At 55.2% G+C, this 15,471-nt stretch carries 16 protein-coding genes; 10 read left to right on the top strand and 6 right to left on the bottom strand.

The features are described 5' to 3' along the window. Positions 1 to 156: 156 nt before the first annotated feature. The gene (locus NLX71_RS14705; RefSeq protein WP_254364451.1) at positions 157 to 819 is read right to left on the bottom strand and encodes a nitroreductase family protein; all 663 of its coding nucleotides are present in this window, start codon (positions 817 to 819) and stop codon (positions 157 to 159) included. Between the two features lie 189 nt (positions 820 to 1,008). Here NLX71_RS14705 and NLX71_RS14700 point away from each other — a divergent pair, with 189 nt between their 5' ends. From NLX71_RS14700 to ppnP, 3 genes are all read left to right on the top strand, one after another. Then, positions 1,009 to 1,635, top strand: a complete 627-nt coding sequence (locus tag NLX71_RS14700) for a TetR/AcrR family transcriptional regulator (RefSeq protein ID WP_254364449.1) — start codon at positions 1,009 to 1,011, stop codon at positions 1,633 to 1,635. Between the two features lie 276 nt (positions 1,636 to 1,911). Continuing rightward, complete coding sequence (gene tkt / locus NLX71_RS14695; RefSeq protein WP_254364448.1) at positions 1,912 to 3,915, top strand: transketolase; 2,004 nt, start codon at positions 1,912 to 1,914, stop codon at positions 3,913 to 3,915. Between the two features lie 99 nt (positions 3,916 to 4,014). Continuing rightward, a complete protein-coding gene (gene ppnP, locus NLX71_RS14690) occupies positions 4,015 to 4,332 on the top strand; it encodes a pyrimidine/purine nucleoside phosphorylase (RefSeq protein WP_025849509.1) in 318 nt (105 codons plus the stop codon). A gap of 76 nt (positions 4,333 to 4,408) precedes the next feature. Here ppnP and NLX71_RS14685 read toward each other — a convergent pair whose 3' ends face one another. Further along, positions 4,409 to 5,680, bottom strand: a complete 1,272-nt coding sequence (locus NLX71_RS14685) for an NAD(P)-binding domain-containing protein (RefSeq protein ID WP_254364447.1) — start codon at positions 5,678 to 5,680, stop codon at positions 4,409 to 4,411. A gap of 203 nt (positions 5,681 to 5,883) precedes the next feature. Here NLX71_RS14685 and NLX71_RS14680 point away from each other — a divergent pair, with 203 nt between their 5' ends. The 6 genes from NLX71_RS14680 (at position 5,884) to NLX71_RS14655 (ending at position 9,672) form a co-directional block, all read left to right on the top strand. After that, a complete protein-coding gene (locus NLX71_RS14680; RefSeq protein ID WP_254364446.1) occupies positions 5,884 to 7,239 on the top strand; it encodes a glucose-6-phosphate isomerase in 1,356 nt (451 codons plus the stop codon). Positions 7,240 to 7,356: 117 nt separating this feature from the next. Next, positions 7,357 to 7,995, top strand: coding sequence for a YigZ family protein (locus tag NLX71_RS14675; RefSeq protein ID WP_254364498.1), 639 nt, complete (start codon positions 7,357 to 7,359; stop codon positions 7,993 to 7,995). Between the two features lie 53 nt (positions 7,996 to 8,048). Then, positions 8,049 to 8,654: a TetR/AcrR family transcriptional regulator gene (locus NLX71_RS14670; RefSeq protein ID WP_254364445.1), complete on the top strand. Its 606-nt coding sequence runs from the start codon at positions 8,049 to 8,051 to the stop codon at positions 8,652 to 8,654. A 32-nt stretch (positions 8,655 to 8,686) separates the two neighbouring features. Continuing rightward, the gene (locus NLX71_RS14665; protein ID WP_375377927.1) at positions 8,687 to 8,887 is read left to right on the top strand and encodes a zinc ribbon domain-containing protein; all 201 of its coding nucleotides are present in this window, start codon (positions 8,687 to 8,689) and stop codon (positions 8,885 to 8,887) included. Positions 8,888 to 8,999: 112 nt separating this feature from the next. Then, positions 9,000 to 9,224: a DUF1128 domain-containing protein gene (locus NLX71_RS14660; RefSeq protein WP_025849503.1), complete on the top strand. Its 225-nt coding sequence runs from the start codon at positions 9,000 to 9,002 to the stop codon at positions 9,222 to 9,224. A gap of 163 nt (positions 9,225 to 9,387) precedes the next feature. Continuing rightward, a complete protein-coding gene (locus NLX71_RS14655) occupies positions 9,388 to 9,672 on the top strand; it encodes a hypothetical protein (RefSeq protein ID WP_254364444.1) in 285 nt (94 codons plus the stop codon). A gap of 308 nt (positions 9,673 to 9,980) precedes the next feature. On the opposite strand, the gene NLX71_RS14650 is transcribed toward NLX71_RS14655, so the two are convergent. The 4 genes from NLX71_RS14650 to NLX71_RS14635 form a co-directional block, all read right to left on the bottom strand. Next, positions 9,981 to 10,541 carry a GNAT family N-acetyltransferase gene (locus NLX71_RS14650; protein WP_254364443.1) on the bottom strand — a complete coding sequence of 187 codons (561 nt, stop codon included), beginning with the start codon at positions 10,539 to 10,541 and terminating at the stop codon, positions 9,981 to 9,983. A 33-nt stretch (positions 10,542 to 10,574) separates the two neighbouring features. Then, a complete protein-coding gene (gene msrA, locus NLX71_RS14645) occupies positions 10,575 to 11,546 on the bottom strand; it encodes a peptide-methionine (S)-S-oxide reductase MsrA (RefSeq protein WP_254364442.1) in 972 nt (323 codons plus the stop codon). Between the two features lie 92 nt (positions 11,547 to 11,638). Continuing rightward, on the bottom strand, positions 11,639 to 12,940 hold the full coding sequence (gene rpoN, locus NLX71_RS14640; RefSeq protein ID WP_254364441.1) for an RNA polymerase factor sigma-54: 1,302 nt from the start codon (positions 12,938 to 12,940) through the stop codon (positions 11,639 to 11,641). A gap of 151 nt (positions 12,941 to 13,091) precedes the next feature. Then, positions 13,092 to 14,291, bottom strand: a complete 1,200-nt coding sequence (locus NLX71_RS14635) for a DUF418 domain-containing protein (protein ID WP_254364440.1) — start codon at positions 14,289 to 14,291, stop codon at positions 13,092 to 13,094. Between the two features lie 164 nt (positions 14,292 to 14,455). Here NLX71_RS14635 and NLX71_RS14630 point away from each other — a divergent pair, with 164 nt between their 5' ends. Continuing rightward, a complete protein-coding gene (locus NLX71_RS14630) occupies positions 14,456 to 15,421 on the top strand; it encodes a DMT family transporter (protein WP_254364439.1) in 966 nt (321 codons plus the stop codon). Positions 15,422 to 15,471 lie beyond the last annotated feature (50 nt).

Genomic DNA, 15,471 nt, shown 5'->3' with positions numbered 1-15,471 from the left:
CCGCCGGAAAACGGTAGGATAGACGGAGAGGATAAGGGAGGGGAGCGCTGAGAATGAACGTCGAACGGTTGGATCATTTGGTATCTGATACGCAGAACCTGTAAAAGACCTTAGCTCGCCGTTGTTTATGCGGATGCAAAGGTCTTTTACATTTTGTTATTCCTTAGGCATTTCGTTAAAAAAAGCTACATCATCAACCGCCAGCCTCACTGTCGGATGACCGGGCTTCGCCGCCTTGCCGATGGCGATCAGCATAACCGGAACGTACTGGTCTGATATGCGGAAAGCTTCCATGAACTGTTGTTTGTCGTAGCCGGCCATCGGCACCGTATCGTAGCCTTTGGCGCGGGCAATAAGCATAAGTTGCATCGATACTAGCCCGCCATCGGTATAAATGATTTGGCGGATAGCCTCGGGCGGCATGCTCGAATACATGCCGGTATAGCGTTCAACCATCGATTTTGCCGTATCCGCAGGCATGAAGCCCGCATCGACAGCCTGGCCGTAAATCTTCTCGGCCATCCGGATGTTCTCGAGGTCTCCAAGAACGGCGATGACAGCCGAAGCCTCGACCACTTGCTGTTGATTGAATGTGATCGGAAGCAGCTTCTGCTTCAGCTCCGGCGAGTCGATAACGAGAAACCGCCACGGCTGCAGGTTAGCGGCTGAAGGAGCCAGCGTGGCTTGCCGCAATAGTTCTGTCAATTCCTCCTGCGAAATCTTGACCTCGGGATCATAGCTCCGAACCGACCGCCGTTCTCGAATGACATCAAAAAAAAGTTGTTGCTCCAGCGTTTGCGACGGTTGTGAAACCGACATGGTTCTCTCCTCCTTTTGGAAAAGCGGCATTCAGCATTTTGTGTCAATACAACATTAGTTGTTTGAACAACACTTGTTGTATTGATATGTTATAATAACAACCGAATGGTGCGCAATCATCAATATCCATAAATTGTTGTATAGACAACACCGTTTCCATAATGTCGTTTTATTGGGGAGGTCTTCACCATGACATTTAAAAAGAATGAAGCTGATCCTCGTGTGATACGTACACGGCGACTTCTTCAAGACGCTTTTGCTTCATTAATTCAAGAAAAAGACTTTGAATCGATAACCGTTAGGGATATTGCAGATCGGGCTACTGTTAACAGAGCGACTTTTTATGCGCACTTTGCAGATAAATTCGAAATTCTTGAGTCCAGATTAACGGAATCTTTTATGACAATCATAAATCGTAGAATAAGCGGTCACGAAATATTAAATGAAGAAACAATTGAGAGTATTTTTCTGGGTATATGCGATTTTCACAAGGATCTAAGCACGATGTGCAAAAGAAGCTATAAACCGCTTGGACCTGTATTCGAAGTCCAAATAAAGGAAAAAATTCAAACGATAATTCTTTCCTTTGTAGACAAAGACAAGATGCTTTCGAGTCCAAACGCGCAATTCTTAAATACAGCTTCCCTCATCTTAAGTTGGGGGATGTATGGGGCAGCCTATGCTTGGAACAATGAGGGGCGTCTGATAAGTGCGGAATCATTCGTTAAACAGACTATGCCCTTAGTGATGAACGGAGCCAAAGAACTGCTGGGTCCCCGCCCGGTACTGATTGACAATAGAACTTCCGGCGGATAAAAAGGTACCCTGGCCGCCTGTTCATCCAGCAAGAGTGAAACGCTCCAAAAAATGTGCGAAATGAGTTTTCAAAGCATGTTCACGGGTTGGATATGGCAAACTGAAACGGAGGGTGGTACAATAAAGCAAGCACTCCAAAGCGAGCAGGTAGTAATGCAAACGTTAACAACCCTTTTGTTTACTGGGTCACGCGAAGCCTGGCGCTTTCGCGCGAAGGCGGAACAGAGCTTTACCACACTACTAATCAAAAGAAGATCGATAATTAGGAGGATCACAATGACGGTATCTAACAAGACGATCGAACAACTCTCCGTGGACACGATCCGCACGCTTTCCATCGACGCGATTGAAAAAGCCAAATCCGGACATCCCGGGATGCCGATGGGAGCCGCGCCGATGGGCTATGAGCTCTTTGCGAAGCTGATGAATCACAACCCGGATCAGCCGACGTGGATCAACCGCGACCGTTTCGTGCTGTCTGCGGGCCACGGTTCGATGCTGCTGTACAGCCTGCTCCACCTCTCCGGCTACGACCTGCCGATGGAAGAGCTGAAGCAGTTTCGCCAATGGGGCAGCCTGACACCGGGACATCCGGAAGTGGGCCACACACCGGGCGTCGACGCGACGACGGGACCGCTCGGTCAAGGCCTCGGCATGGCGGTGGGGATGGCGATGGCGGAAGCGCATCTTGCAGCCGTTTACAATCGTGAACAATACCGTGTCATCGATCATTATACATATGCCATTTGCGGCGACGGCGACCTGATGGAAGGCATCTCGTCGGAGTCCGCTTCGCTTGCCGGCCATTTGAAGCTCGGCAAGCTGATCGTACTGTACGATTCGAACGATATTTCGCTGGACGGCGAGCTGAATCTGTCGTTCTCCGAGAATGTCGCCCAGCGCTTTGAAGGCTACGGCTGGCAGGTGCTGCGCGTCGAGGACGGCAACGATCTGGAGGCGATCCACAAAGCGGTGCTGGAGGCGCAGGCGGATTACCGCCCGGCGCTGATCGAAGTGAAGACGGTCATCGGCTACGGCAGCCCGAACAAAGCGGGCAAAGGCGGCCATGTGGGCCCGCACGGTTCCCCGCTCGGCGTGGACGAAGTCGTGCTGACCAAGCAAGCGTACGGCTGGGACGAAGCGCAGCACTTCCATGTGCCGGACGAAGTGCGCCAGCATTTCGCCGACGTGAAAAGCAAGGGAGTTCAAGCGCACGACGCTTGGAAGCAATTGGTTGCCGAATATGCCAAGGCGCATCCGGAGCTGGCGAAGCAGTTCCAAGCGGCCGAAAGCGGCGAGCTGCCGGCGGGCTGGGACAAGGACATCCCGTCCGACGTTTCGGCGGACAAGGGTACCCGTACGGCTTCCGGTACGGTGCTGAATGCGATTGCCAAAAACGTGCCGTGGCTCGTCGGCGGCTCCGCCGACCTGGAGTCTTCGACCATGACGCACATGAAGGATCTCGGCGTACTGACGGCTAAAGATTACAGCGGCCGCAACATCTACTTCGGCGTGCGCGAATTCGGGATGGGCGCGGCTACAAACGGCATGCTGCTGCACGGCGGCGTGAGAGTGTTCTGCGGAACGTTCTTCGTCTTCTCCGACTACTTGCGTCCGGCGATTCGTCTGGCGTCGATCATGAGCGTGCCGGCGATCTACGTATTCACGCATGACAGCATCGGCGTCGGGGAAGACGGCCCGACCCACGAGCCGATCGAGCAGCTTGCCGCGCTGCGTGTTATTCCGGGCGTGACGGTTCTTCGTCCGGCGGACGGTCCGGAAACGGCAGCGGCTTGGCGCTACGCTGTTGAGAACAAAAAAGGCCCTGTCGCCTTGATCTTCTCCCGGCAGGCGGCTCCGACGCTGGAAGGCACGACGAACGGCGCTGTCGACCGCGGCGCGTACGTCTTGTCCGACGCAGCTGGTGGCAAGCCGCAGGCGCAAATTATCGCAACGGGGACGGAAGTGCAGCTTGCGCTGGGCGCGCAAAAGCAGTTGGCGGAAGAAGGCATCGCGGTTCGCGTGATCAGCATGCCGAGCTGGGAGCTGTTCGACAAGCAGCCGCAGGAGTACAAGGATTCCGTCATTTTGCCGGAGGTGAAAGCGCGTCTGGCGGTTGAAATGGGTCATTCGTTCGGCTGGGAGCGCTACGTCGGCGAGCAAGGCGATGTGCTCGGCATCGACAAATTCGGCGCATCCGCTCCAGGTCCGGTTGTCATCCGCGAATACGGCTTCACGGTGGACAATGTGGCAGCTCGTGTGAAAGCTTTGCTGAAATAAGAATTGGGCGTTGAACAATAGACGACGAACGGCAGCGGGCGGTGGCGGATGAGCGCACCGTCCGCGGTTGGTTCAGATGAGAAAGAGGGAAATCGGTCCATGTCGCAATTTGAGAATGTTACCGCAGTGAAGAAAGCCAACATCTATTTCGACGGCAAAGTGACCAGCCGCACGGTGATTTTTGCGGACGGAACGAAAAAAACGCTTGGCATTATGCTGCCCGGCGAGTATGAGTTCGGTACGGATACGAAGGAAATTATGGAGATTCAAGCGGGGGAGCTGAAGGTACTGCTGCCCGGCGCCAGCGAATGGCTGGAAATTAACGGAACAGGCGAATTTACGGTGCCGGCAGGCGCCAAGTTCAAGCTGGATGTCCGCACGGTGACGGACTACTGCTGCTCCTACATTAGCGAATAACGAAAAGCAAACCCCGCACACCCGACCTGGTAAAACGTACCAGATAGGCCGATGCGGGGTTTTTTCAAAAACGGAATCAGGCTTGCGAAGCTTGCTCTTCCGAGCGGACGCGGATGTATTCCTCCAGCTTGAGCCGCACGTACGGCGACAGTCCCGACAGCATGCAGCCGTAGCGGAACAGCCCGTTGTCCGGATCAATGCGGATGATGCGCGCCGTGATCGGCGGCAGGTCCGCTTCCTTCGGAAAGTGAAGCACGATGAACATATCGCGGGCGAGCGGGAACGACGAGACGATGCGGATGCCGCTCTCCGACAGGTCGACCAGCGAGCCTTCGATCAGCTGCCCGGAGAAGGAGCCTTCCTGCTCCCATTGGTAGACGGATAAATGCAGCTTAATGTCGAGCCGAATGCGCGCGTTGCGGCGGCGTTCGGTCGTGACTCCGGGAGACTTGTCCCGGCTTCTGACCTGCATGTGCATCCAATCCTCATAGCATTGGATGACCGAGCACAAATCGTCTTCTCCGAGGCCTTTGGCAAGGCCCATCTGGAACAGGCCCGTAGCGGCGCGGAGCATCGGCGAAGGCATCTGGAACCCGTCGGCCACGTCTCCGGCGAGCAACAAGTCTTTCAGCATGAGCTTGGTCGAGAACTGGTTGCTGAAATCGCGGCTTACGATTTTAGAGCCTTTCAGCTCGGCTTGTCTGCTGTTCGCGCCGCCGGCAAGGACGATGCTCAGGAAGCTTTCCGGATCGAGACCGGCTTTGGTCACCATGGACAAGCCCTCCATTAGCCCGAGCGCATTGATGCCGACCATCGTATTATGCGCAAGCTTCGCGTAGGACCCGGAGCCGCTTGGCCCCATGTAGACGATTTTGCTGCCCATCGCTTCGAAGACGTCGCGCTGCGTGTCCAGCGTTTCTTCCTGCCCGCCGACCATGAAGACGAGCGTGCCGTTTTCGGCCGCAGGCTTGCTGCCCGTTACCGGCGCATCCAGGAAATCGACCAGATGCGAGGCCAACTCGTCGTAAATTTTGCGGCTCGTCGCGGGGGAGACCGTGCTGCAATCGATTACGGCTTGTCCGGGACGCAGGCTGTGAGCCAGTCCGTTCTCGCCGAACAAGCTGTCCAGAACGACCTGATCGTTGCTCAGCATGGTGACGATGACGTCCGCTTCTTTCGCGGCTTCGGCGGGGCTTGCCGCCTGTGCGGCGCCGAGGGCGACAAGCTCCTGCGCTTTGTCCGCCGTCCGGTTGTAAACGTTCACGCGAAAACCTTTTTGGATCAAATTGGCAGCCATAGGTTTGCCCATGGTGCCCAGTCCGATAAACCCGACCGTTTTCATGTTCATCCATCACCTCTCGCCTGTATTTTAACATTTTGCCAGGAAGCTGTGAATTGTTCTCTTGCGTTTCGGCTAGAAAGTAAAGTATTCTATACACTATAGGAATTTAATGTGTTACCGTACGACCAAAGCTTCGATTCGAAGCAAGGACAAGTCTTACCCGCATGTCACAGAGAAAAAAACGAATCGGACGGGAGGATGTATTTGGAATGGGAGCTAAACTTCGTTTTGATTACAGCAAGGCTCTTGGCTTCATACAGCAGCACGAGGTGGATTACTTGGCGGGTGCCGTAGCCGCCGCGCACAATCAATTGCACGACAAAACCGGCGCCGGGAACGATTATCTCGGTTGGATTGATCTCCCGGTCAATTATGATAAAGAAGAATTCGCCCGCATCCAGCAGGCGGCCAAGCGCATTCAATCGAATTCCGACGCGCTTGTCGTCATCGGCATCGGGGGCTCCTATCTTGGGGCCAGAGCGGCGATCGAGATGCTGTCCCACAGCTTCTACAATCTGCTGCCGAAGGATAAGCGCAAGACGCCGGAAATTTACTTCGTCGGCCAGAACATCAGCTCCACTTACGTGACGCATCTGTTGCAGCTGCTTGAGGGCAAGGACATTTCCGTCAACGTCATCTCCAAATCCGGCACGACGACGGAGCCTGCCATCGCTTTCCGGATTTTCCGCGAGCTGCTTGAGCGGAAGTACGGCAAAGACGGGGCGCGCGAACGCATCTATGCGACGACAGACCAGGCGAAGGGCGCGCTGAAAAAGCTGGCGACCGAGGAACTTTACGAAACGTTCGTCATCCCGGACGATGTGGGCGGCCGCTATTCCGTGCTGACCGCCGTCGGCCTGCTGCCGATCGCCACTGCCGGCGTGGATATCGAAGCGATGATGCGGGGCGCCGCGGACGCGCGTGAGACTTATTCCAATCCGAACCTGAAGGAGAACGAAGCGTACCAATACGCTGCGGTTCGCAATGCGCTGTACCGTAAGGGCAAAACGACGGAAATTCTCGTCAACTACGAGCCGTCGCTGCACTACGTCTCCGAATGGTGGAAGCAGCTGTACGGCGAGAGCGAAGGCAAAGACAACAAAGGCATTTACCCGTCTTCGGTCGATTTTTCCACAGATTTACATTCCATGGGTCAATTCATCCAGGAGGGCTCGCGCAACTTGTTCGAGACCGTCATCCAAGTCGAGAAGGTGTCGGAGCAAATCGCCATCGGCACCGATCCGCAGGATCTGGACGGCTTGAACTTCCTGAGTGGACAAACGATGGATTTCGTCAATAAAAAGGCGTTCGAGGGCACGATGCTTGCGCATACGGACGGTGGAGTGCCGAACCTGATCGTCACGCTGCCCGATCTGTCGCCTTATACATTCGGTTACATGGTTTATTTCTTTGAAAAAGCCTGCGGCATCAGCGGTTACCTGCTGGGCGTCAACCCGTTCGATCAACCGGGCGTGGAGGCATATAAGAAAAACATGTTCGCACTGCTCGGCAAACCGGGCTACGAGAAAGAAAAGGCTGCGCTCGAGGCCAGATTGTCGAAGTAACTCGCAGCGCGCGGAAAAAGCGGTTCATCCCCCGGGATGGCTGCTTTTTTTGCAGGCATCCCGGCCGCCGGATGTTCCAGAGGCTACGGCCTGATAAGGAGGCGTCAGGACACGTCCATGTTAACGCGGTACAGAACGGTTAAGCGATTCGGCTCGGCGGAGATCGTCATTAAGAAATCCCGGTTTATCGGGTTTGCGAAGCCGGCCGAGACCGAGGAAGAAGCCGTTGCTTTCATCGAAAGCATCAAGAAGGAGCATTGGTCCGCCACGCATAACTGCTCGGCTTACATGATCGGAGAACGCGACGAAATTCAGAAAGCGTCCGACGACGGGGAGCCGAGCGGGACGGCGGGGAAGCCGATCCTCGAAGTGATTAAAAATCAAGGCCTGAAAAACGTCGTCGTCGTCGTTACCCGTTATTTTGGGGGCATTATGTTAGGGGCGGGCGGCTTGATTCGCGCCTATACCGACGGGGCGGTCGTCGGGCTTGCCGCGGCGGAGCAGGTGTATAAGGTGCTTCACCGGGAAGTGCTGGTGGAGGTCGATTATACGTGGCTCGGCAAGGTTGAGAACGAGCTGCGGAACCGCGGTATGATGATGGGCGAGACCGTTTTCACCGATAAGGTGACGTTGAGCTGTCTGCCTCTCGTTGAGGAAGCGGATACATTTGCCGCGTGGATGACGGACTTGACTCAGGGTCAAGGGACGATCATCCATGGAGAAGAACGTTACGTAGAGCATGCCGAGCTTCCGTGATGCGGAAGCCGGCGGCTTTTAGTATAAATCACGCATAGAAATGAGGGAGGCACTTGGCAAGAAAAGCAGTTGCACAAGAACTAAGTCGGACGCGTATTTTGGAAGAAGCACGGCAGCTTTTTATCGAACACGGTTATCATGCTTTAACCATGCGAAGCATCGCAAAGGCGATGGGTTATAGCCACGGAGCATTGTATTACCACTTCAGCGAAAAAGCGGAGCTGTTCTATGCGCTGGTCAACGAGGATTTCAAAATGCTGCTGGAGCGCCAAAAAGACATGCTGAACCGGTCCCGTCTCGGGGATATCGGACAGCTGGAGAAGCTGATGCTGGAGTTCATCCGCTTCGGGCTGGACAATCCGCATCATTACGAGATTATGTTCATGATCAAAGACCCGGAGCTGCTGCGGTACTCCCGGGAAGAGCAATCGCAATGCCTCGATCTGTTCGCCGCGGTCGTCCGGGCCGTCGTCTCCCGTCAGCCGGGGAATGAGAAGAAAATGCACAGCTTGCCCTGGAGTTTGTTTATGTCCATGCACGGCTTCATCTCGTATAATATTCATTACAACCAAGCGTACCAGGATGTTCGAAAGCTGGCAGAGCAGCACATCAAATATTTGTGCGAAGGACTTCATGATAAGACGTTACCGGATCGGTAAATTTTTTTTCGACCTGATGCTTCATTACACTAATGCGTTATCGCTTCCTCGCTTTATCCTCGGGTGAATTTTACAAGGCAAGAACGCTCGCGGTCAAGGCAATGGACCGAACGTATCAATGTTCATGCGGGTATCGCACACACCGCGACAGAGTTGGAGCCATCAACATCATGCGCCAACCTGTGATAGATGGTAGCAGTCTGCACAAAACAGAAATGGCCTGCGTGCGTTAACTAGCTAAGAATCCCACGGCCTTAGCCGTGTCGGAGGCTTAAACCGGGCATCCCCCTACAAAACATGGTACAATGAAAGGGAGAACGAAAGCCGCACGAAAGGGTGACCCCGGTGAATTTAACGACGAACACGTTTGAAAACACGGAATTTATGATTGAAGAAATCAAGAAAAAGCTGCGGATGGCTTCCGGCGCAGCGCTGAAGGCTTCCCAGCTCAATGACGAACAGTACGAAGAGCTGCGCGACATTTATGAGATGGTTGCCGGGAAGAATCAATTCAGCATCAGCGAAATCGAAGCGATTACAACGGAGCTTGGCCGTCTGCGCCGAGGCTGACCGTAGTGGCGGCACTTGCAAATGCAGGACAGGACGAAGGCACATCTTGCTTGGACGGCGGGGCATTTATACAAGCAGCCCCGCTGTCCATCCCGTACTATATAGCGTTCTATCCAATCTATTAGGGCTACGGCCCGACGCTACTATTCGGAGGTGTGCGCATATGCCAAAAGCGGTCAGCAAGCAGGATGTCGCCAAGCTGGTAGGCAAGCAGATTTATGCGGTCAAGAAAGACGGAACGATTGTAGAGGGCAAGCTGGTGCGTATTAACGGTAACAAATTGATGGTTTCCACCCGCAATGGCAAGCAGGTGAAAACGTCAGCGATCCTTCCGCTCGTTTTGTTCGATTTGCTCGCTATTGGAACTTCTCCATTCGCCTTCGGCGGATTCAGCCCGTTTGGGTTCGGCGGATTTGGTCCGTTTGGGTTTGGTGGAGGTTTCTTTTAAGACGTCCGCAGAAGATGCGCGGTCCATGTGAAAAATCCCGTTCTGTGAGGTTATTCGCTGCAGGACGGGATTTTTGACTTGGTCCGGGAGCTGCTTAAATCCTTCGTCTTGAGCTTTGCCGCTCCAGTTTCGCCGCTCCATACCCGAAGAAAGCGAAAAAAAATTGCACGAAGAGAATCCGCCGAACTATTGTTTCAACGAGCCGACCATGCTTCAAGCCAAGGAAGCGGGGAGGAACAGGACGATCGTGGCCGATTAGAAGACAGAGCGCCTCCACGGTTCGAATCGTGGAGGCGCTCCGTTCGTCATCAGTTGCCGTCTGGGCTCTGTACGTTCCATTCGTCCGCAAGCAGGCTGTATACGGTCAGATCGATGTAGCGGTCATACAGCTTCTGAGCGCTGCGGGTCACGCCTTCCTGTGTGAAGCCGATCCGCTCGGGAATGGCGCGGCTTCTGGTATTCTCGGTACCCGCCATAATCTCGACCCGGTGCAGCTTCAGCTCCCCGAACGCGTAATCGATCATCGCGCGGCAGGCACGGGTCATGATCCCCCGGCCTTGAGCGGAGGCGGCCAGCCAATAACCAATGGCTACCTTGCGGTTCATCCAGTCGAGCGAATGATGGTCGATCACCCCGCAAAGCTTTCCCTCCGCAAGAATGCCTGCGGTCATTCCTTCGCCCTTGGCCCACTTGTGCCGGGTCGATTCGATGAATCCGCGGCTGTCCTCCTCTGTCTGCGTCGTGTCGATCCAAGGCATCCATTCCCGCAGATAGGCCCGGTTGTCATCTATCAGCCGGAACAGATCCCCGGCATCCCCGGGCCCGAGCAGCTTCAGTTCCAATTGCGAATCAATGCGGTATTTAAACAAGATTCCGGCTCCTTTCTACTGCGTTCGGCGAGGTTATTTTTCCTCCTCAAACAAATATAGGTATGCTTCGTAGCCTTCCTTCTCCAGATCGGCCTTCGGAATAAAGCGGAGCGCCGCAGAGTTGATGCAGTAGCGCAATCCGCCTTTATCTTGGGGGCCATCCGGAAAAACATGGCCCAGATGCGAGTCGGCTTTGCGGCTGCGGACCTCCGTACGGATCATGCCGTGGCTGTAGTCGGGCTTATCCTGCACGAGGGCCGGTACGACGGGCTTCGTGAAGCTCGGCCAGCCGCAGCCGGAGTCGAACTTGTCCCGGGAGCTGAACAGCGGTTCGCCCGAGACGATATCGACATAGAGCCCTTCTTCCTTATGATCCCAAAATTCGTTGCGGAACGGAGGCTCGGTGCCGTTCATTTGCGTCACTTCCCACTGCATCGGCGTCAGCTTGTCCTTCAGCTTCGCTTTGTCGGCTGGCGTATTCCAATGGCGCTTGATGAAATCGTCGCGTCCCGACGCCTTGCGGTACGAGTTGTAGCGCAGCGGATTGGTTTTATAGAAACCCTGATGATAGTCCTCCGCAGAGTAGAAGACGGAGGCGGGAAGGATCGGCGTCGCGACCGGACGGTCGAAGCGGCCGCTGGCGTCGAGCTCCCGCTTGGACGCTTCCGCTTTCTGCTTCTGCTCTTCCGTATGGTAGAAAATGGCCGTTTGGTACGACTCCCCCCGGTCGCAGAACTGTCCGCCCGCATCGGTCGGGTCGATCTGCTGCCAGAACAGCTGAAGCAAATCTTCGTAAGGGAAAACGGCCGGTTCGAACGTAATTTGCACAGCTTCCAAATGTCCGGTCGTTTCGGAGCATACTTCCTGATACGTCGGGTTTTCCTTATGACCGCCCGTATACCCGGATACGATCTTAACGATGCCGGGCAGCTCGTCGAACGGCTTGACCATGCACCAGAAGCAGCCGCCGGCAAACGTGGCCAGTTCGGTCGGTTGTTGACTCATCGGATTCACCTCTTCGATAAAGTTGGGGAGCTATGCTCATGTCCAGTCGTATATACCATTATACTGCACGCGGTCAAAGGGACCAAATCGCTTCATGCCTGCGTCCGCAGCCGGGAGGACAGAAGATGCAGCTCCTCACGGTATTTCATCACTGTCCGCCGCGAAATCCGAATTCCTTCCTGCACGAGCAGGTCCGTAATCTTCTGGTCGGACAGCGGATTGCGTTTATCCTCCTGCTCGATCAGCAGCTTGATCTTCGCTTTGACGCTAGCGGCTGATGCCGCGTCGCCTTCCTCCGTCCGCAGCCTCGCCGAGAAAAAATAGCTCAGCTCAAACAATCCCTGCGACGTCTGCACAACCTTGTGCTGCACGGCGCGGCTCACCGTCGATTCGTGAAGCTCCAGCTTTTCCGCTACCGCCTTCAGATTCATCGGCTTCAGCCGGTCGATGCCTTCCGTGAAGAACGCCGCCTGCTCCGAGACGATGCACTCAATGACACGGTAGAGCGTCCGTTTCCGCTGTTCCACGCTGCGGATCAGCCACTGCGCGGCCTGTTCGTGCTGGCGCAAGTAGGTTTTCGTATCTTTACATAGGCTGTCGGCAAGCATCTGCCGGTAGGACGTGTTCAGCGAGAGACGCGGCAAATGGGCTTCGCTCATCCGAATGACGAGCTGCCCCCGCACGCATTCGATGTAAGCGTCCGGTTCGACATAGGCGGCCTGCGTACTGCCGTACAGCAGACCCGGACGGGGGTGCAGGCTGCGGATATAAGCGAGCGCTTGCATGACGTCGTCCAGCGGAATGCCGAGCTTATCCGCAATGGTCTTGTGCCGTCCGGCGCCGAGATCGGCCAGATGACGGCTGACGAGCGGCTCCGCCCAAGGATGCGCGCCGGGGTCTCTGCGAATTTGCAGCAGCAGGCACTCCTGCAAATTTCGCGCGCCGACGCCTGCCGGGGCTACGTCCTGCAGTCTATAAAGCGCTTCCATAACCTCGGCGGCGGAAACGTCGAATACTTCGCCTACTTCTTCTGGCGAGATCGTGACATGACCGTTTTCATTCAAATTGCCTGCCCAATAACATGCAATCCGGAGTATCGGCTCGGGCAGTCCGAGCAGACGAAGCTCGCCGAGCAGCGTTTGCTCCAGCGTCGGAGCCTGCCCGCCGATGTTGTTCAGCGCATGGTCCTGCCGCGCCGTGCCGGACCCGGCGGTCCGGCTTCGCGACGGGGGGAACCACTCGATGTCGAGGACGGGATTTTCCACCGCTTGCTCCTGCAAATATTCCGATAATTCCGTGGCAGACAGCTGCAACAGTTGAATGGATTGTCTAAGCTGCGGTGTCAAATGAACCCTCAACGTCTGCGTTTGGATCAAAGAGGGACGCAATGACATTCGGATCACCCGCTTCGTAAATAATTCGTATGTGTGTTCTATTATACAGCACCTTCGGGTGAAAGTTTTATCAAATTTTTGGTAAAAAGATGGGCCGGCCCTATTGCAGCGGGGGGACCCATCTTTTCCGTGTTCCGAATCAGAGCGTCTTCTAGGAGGAGACGTTCGGGTGCTGTATGCGCGTCTTCGGCTTCCCGGCGAAGGAGAAATACGTCCACATGCGCAGCAGCCGCTCTATCGGCCCGAAGGAAAACTGTTTCACGTACCAAGCGCTTGCGAAGAGCTGCATCAAATAAATGGCAACCGCCAATCCGCAGCCGACCGCGACGCCGAGCTTGCCGAACAGTCCGAGACCGTATCCGTAAAAAATCGACGTGCAGATCACCGTCTGCATCAAATAGTTGGTCATCGAGAGCTTGCCGACCGCTTCAAACCGCCGCAGCCAAGGCGAGTTCTTCACAGCCAAGCAGAGCAGGGCAAAGCCGAAAATATAGCCCAGCGCCAGGATGCTGCCGCCAAGCAGCTCGCCAATTCCGGCCCAGCCGAGCTCCGGAAACAGGGGCTTCAGCGATTTCAGCAGCAGTCCCGCCGGCAGAAAAATCAGCATCCCCTTCAAATAAGCGCCTCGCTTTCCGTCCGGGTCCGCAAACCACTGCTTCTTCGCGGCGTACATCCCGAATAGAAACATTGGCCCTGTGAACACCGGGGCAAACAGCAGCATTAAAAAGTTCATGAGGCCATTCATTCCGAACGGGTCCTTCGTCTGCCGGTGATGCTTGATTTGCTCATACGTGCCGGTTCCGTAGATATGGTTCGTATCCTTCACGTATTGTTCCATGCGCGCCTGATCCTGCTTCGAGGCCGGATCGTCGGGAGCCTTGGGCGCAAGCCCCAGCAGACCGAACAGGCACAGGAAAATCGTCCCCCAGATCAGCAGCGTCTTCGCTTTCCGATTCATAAACATCAGCAGAAAAAAGCCCGTGATTCCGTAATAAGCCAAAATGTCGCCTTCCCACAAATACGTAGAGTGCAGCAAGCCGAGACCGAGCAGCATCAGAAACCGGCGGACCAGATGCCTCCCGGCTTTCAGCCCCTTCGCTTCCATGCTCTCTTTCATCTTGATCATGCCGAACCCGAACAGAAACGTAAAGATCGGCATGAAGCTGCCCTCAACGATGATTTTGACGAGATTCTGCACGACAGAATCCGCCGAGGACAACGCGAAGAATTGCAGCTCGTTCCTCCCCGAGGTTCCATACTGGAAGGCAATCATATTGGCCATCAAGATGCCAAGCAAGCTGAACCCCCGCAGACCGTCAATGACGCTTAGTCTGTTTTTTCCTTCAAGCAACGATATCACCTCAAATCAAGTATAGCACAGCTGGATAAATTTCCAAGAAAGCCAGCCTAAACGTTTGCTTAACGGCTGCGCGGAAGTTTATCCGGAATTAAGGTATCTCTGGTACAATAAGGATGGAGAGAGACGACGCTTGATCCGAAGAGGAGGAGAAAGCTATGAAAACTACAGGCTTGCGGCTTGCTTACATGTGCGCCGTATTGAATGCCGTTATTATCGGATTTTCGTTTTTGTTCACGAAGCAGGCGTTGGAATCGGCAGATCCGCTGGATACGCTCATGTTCCGCTTTCTGCTATCGGCGGTCGTCATGTCCGTTCCGGCAGCCGTCGGCTGGATCAAGCTCGACTACAGCAACAAACGGATCAAGGATGTCCTGCTGCTGGCTGTATTTTACCCTGTCGCGTTCTTCACTTTTCAAGCGTTCGGGCTGGTGCACGCCGGTTCTGCCGAAGGCGGTATTCTGTATGCCTTCACGCCAGTCATTACGATGCTGATCGCCTCTTGGTTTTTGAAGGAGCGGACCAACGCGAAGCAGAAGCTATCGATTTTCCTGTCCGTGTTCGGAGTGGTTTTCATCTTCGTCATGAACGGCAGCTCGATCAATGTAAGCAACATGAACGGCTTGCTCCTGCTGTTCCTGTCCTGCGTCGCCTTCGCGGTATACAGCGTTCTGGCCCGCTCGCTGTCAAAACGGTTCAGCCCTTGGGAGCTGAGCTTCGTTACGACATGGCTCGGCTTCGGCGCGTTCCTGCTCATTTCGCTCGGCAAGCACGGGATGGACGGCACGCTCGGCAAGCTGTTCGAGCCGCTCGGCAGCGGACGTTTTCTCGTCGCGATTGTATATTTGGGCGTGCTGTCCTCGCTGGTGACTTCGCTCTTGTCCAACTACGTGCTGTCCAAGATGGAGGCGTCCAAAATGAGCGTCTTCTCCAATCTCGGCACGATCGTCTCCATTGCGGCGGGAGCGCTGGTGCTCGGCGAAACGGTAACGGTGTATCATCTCGTCGGCTCGGTAATGATCATTGCCGGGGTGGTTGGGGCGAACCGTTTTGGCACGAAGCGTCCAGCTCCGGGCCGGCCTGCGGCCGCCGATAAAAGCGGGGAAGATTCGTCCCGGGCATGAAGAACGGGTTAACGGCAGCGGCCCTCGTCTCTACAAGAGAAACGAGGGCC

It is taken from the genome of Paenibacillus sp. MZ04-78.2, assembly GCF_024213375.1.
GTDB lineage: Bacteria > Bacillota > Bacilli > Paenibacillales > NBRC-103111 > Paenibacillus_G.
This window is presented reverse-complemented; position numbering and strand designations above follow the sequence as displayed.

Coding starts and splice junctions, on each gene's coding strand:
- NLX71_RS14705 (WP_254364451.1), bottom strand. CDS start 819: ATGTCGGTTTCACAACCGTCGCAAACGCTGGAGCAACAACTTTTTTTT.
- NLX71_RS14700 (WP_254364449.1), top strand. CDS start 1,009: ATGACATTTAAAAAGAATGAAGCTGATCCTCGTGTGATACGTACACGG.
- tkt (WP_254364448.1), top strand. CDS start 1,912: ATGACGGTATCTAACAAGACGATCGAACAACTCTCCGTGGACACGATC.
- ppnP (WP_025849509.1), top strand. CDS start 4,015: ATGTCGCAATTTGAGAATGTTACCGCAGTGAAGAAAGCCAACATCTAT.
- NLX71_RS14685 (WP_254364447.1), bottom strand. CDS start 5,680: ATGAACATGAAAACGGTCGGGTTTATCGGACTGGGCACCATGGGCAAA.
- NLX71_RS14680 (WP_254364446.1), top strand. CDS start 5,884: ATGGGAGCTAAACTTCGTTTTGATTACAGCAAGGCTCTTGGCTTCATA.
- NLX71_RS14675 (WP_254364498.1), top strand. CDS start 7,357: ATGTTAACGCGGTACAGAACGGTTAAGCGATTCGGCTCGGCGGAGATC.
- NLX71_RS14665 (WP_375377927.1), top strand. CDS start 8,687: ATGCGTTATCGCTTCCTCGCTTTATCCTCGGGTGAATTTTACAAGGCA.
- NLX71_RS14655 (WP_254364444.1), top strand. CDS start 9,388: ATGCCAAAAGCGGTCAGCAAGCAGGATGTCGCCAAGCTGGTAGGCAAG.
- msrA (WP_254364442.1), bottom strand. CDS start 11,546: ATGAGTCAACAACCGACCGAACTGGCCACGTTTGCCGGCGGCTGCTTC.
- rpoN (WP_254364441.1), bottom strand. CDS start 12,940: ATGTCATTGCGTCCCTCTTTGATCCAAACGCAGACGTTGAGGGTTCAT.
- NLX71_RS14630 (WP_254364439.1), top strand. CDS start 14,456: ATGAAAACTACAGGCTTGCGGCTTGCTTACATGTGCGCCGTATTGAAT.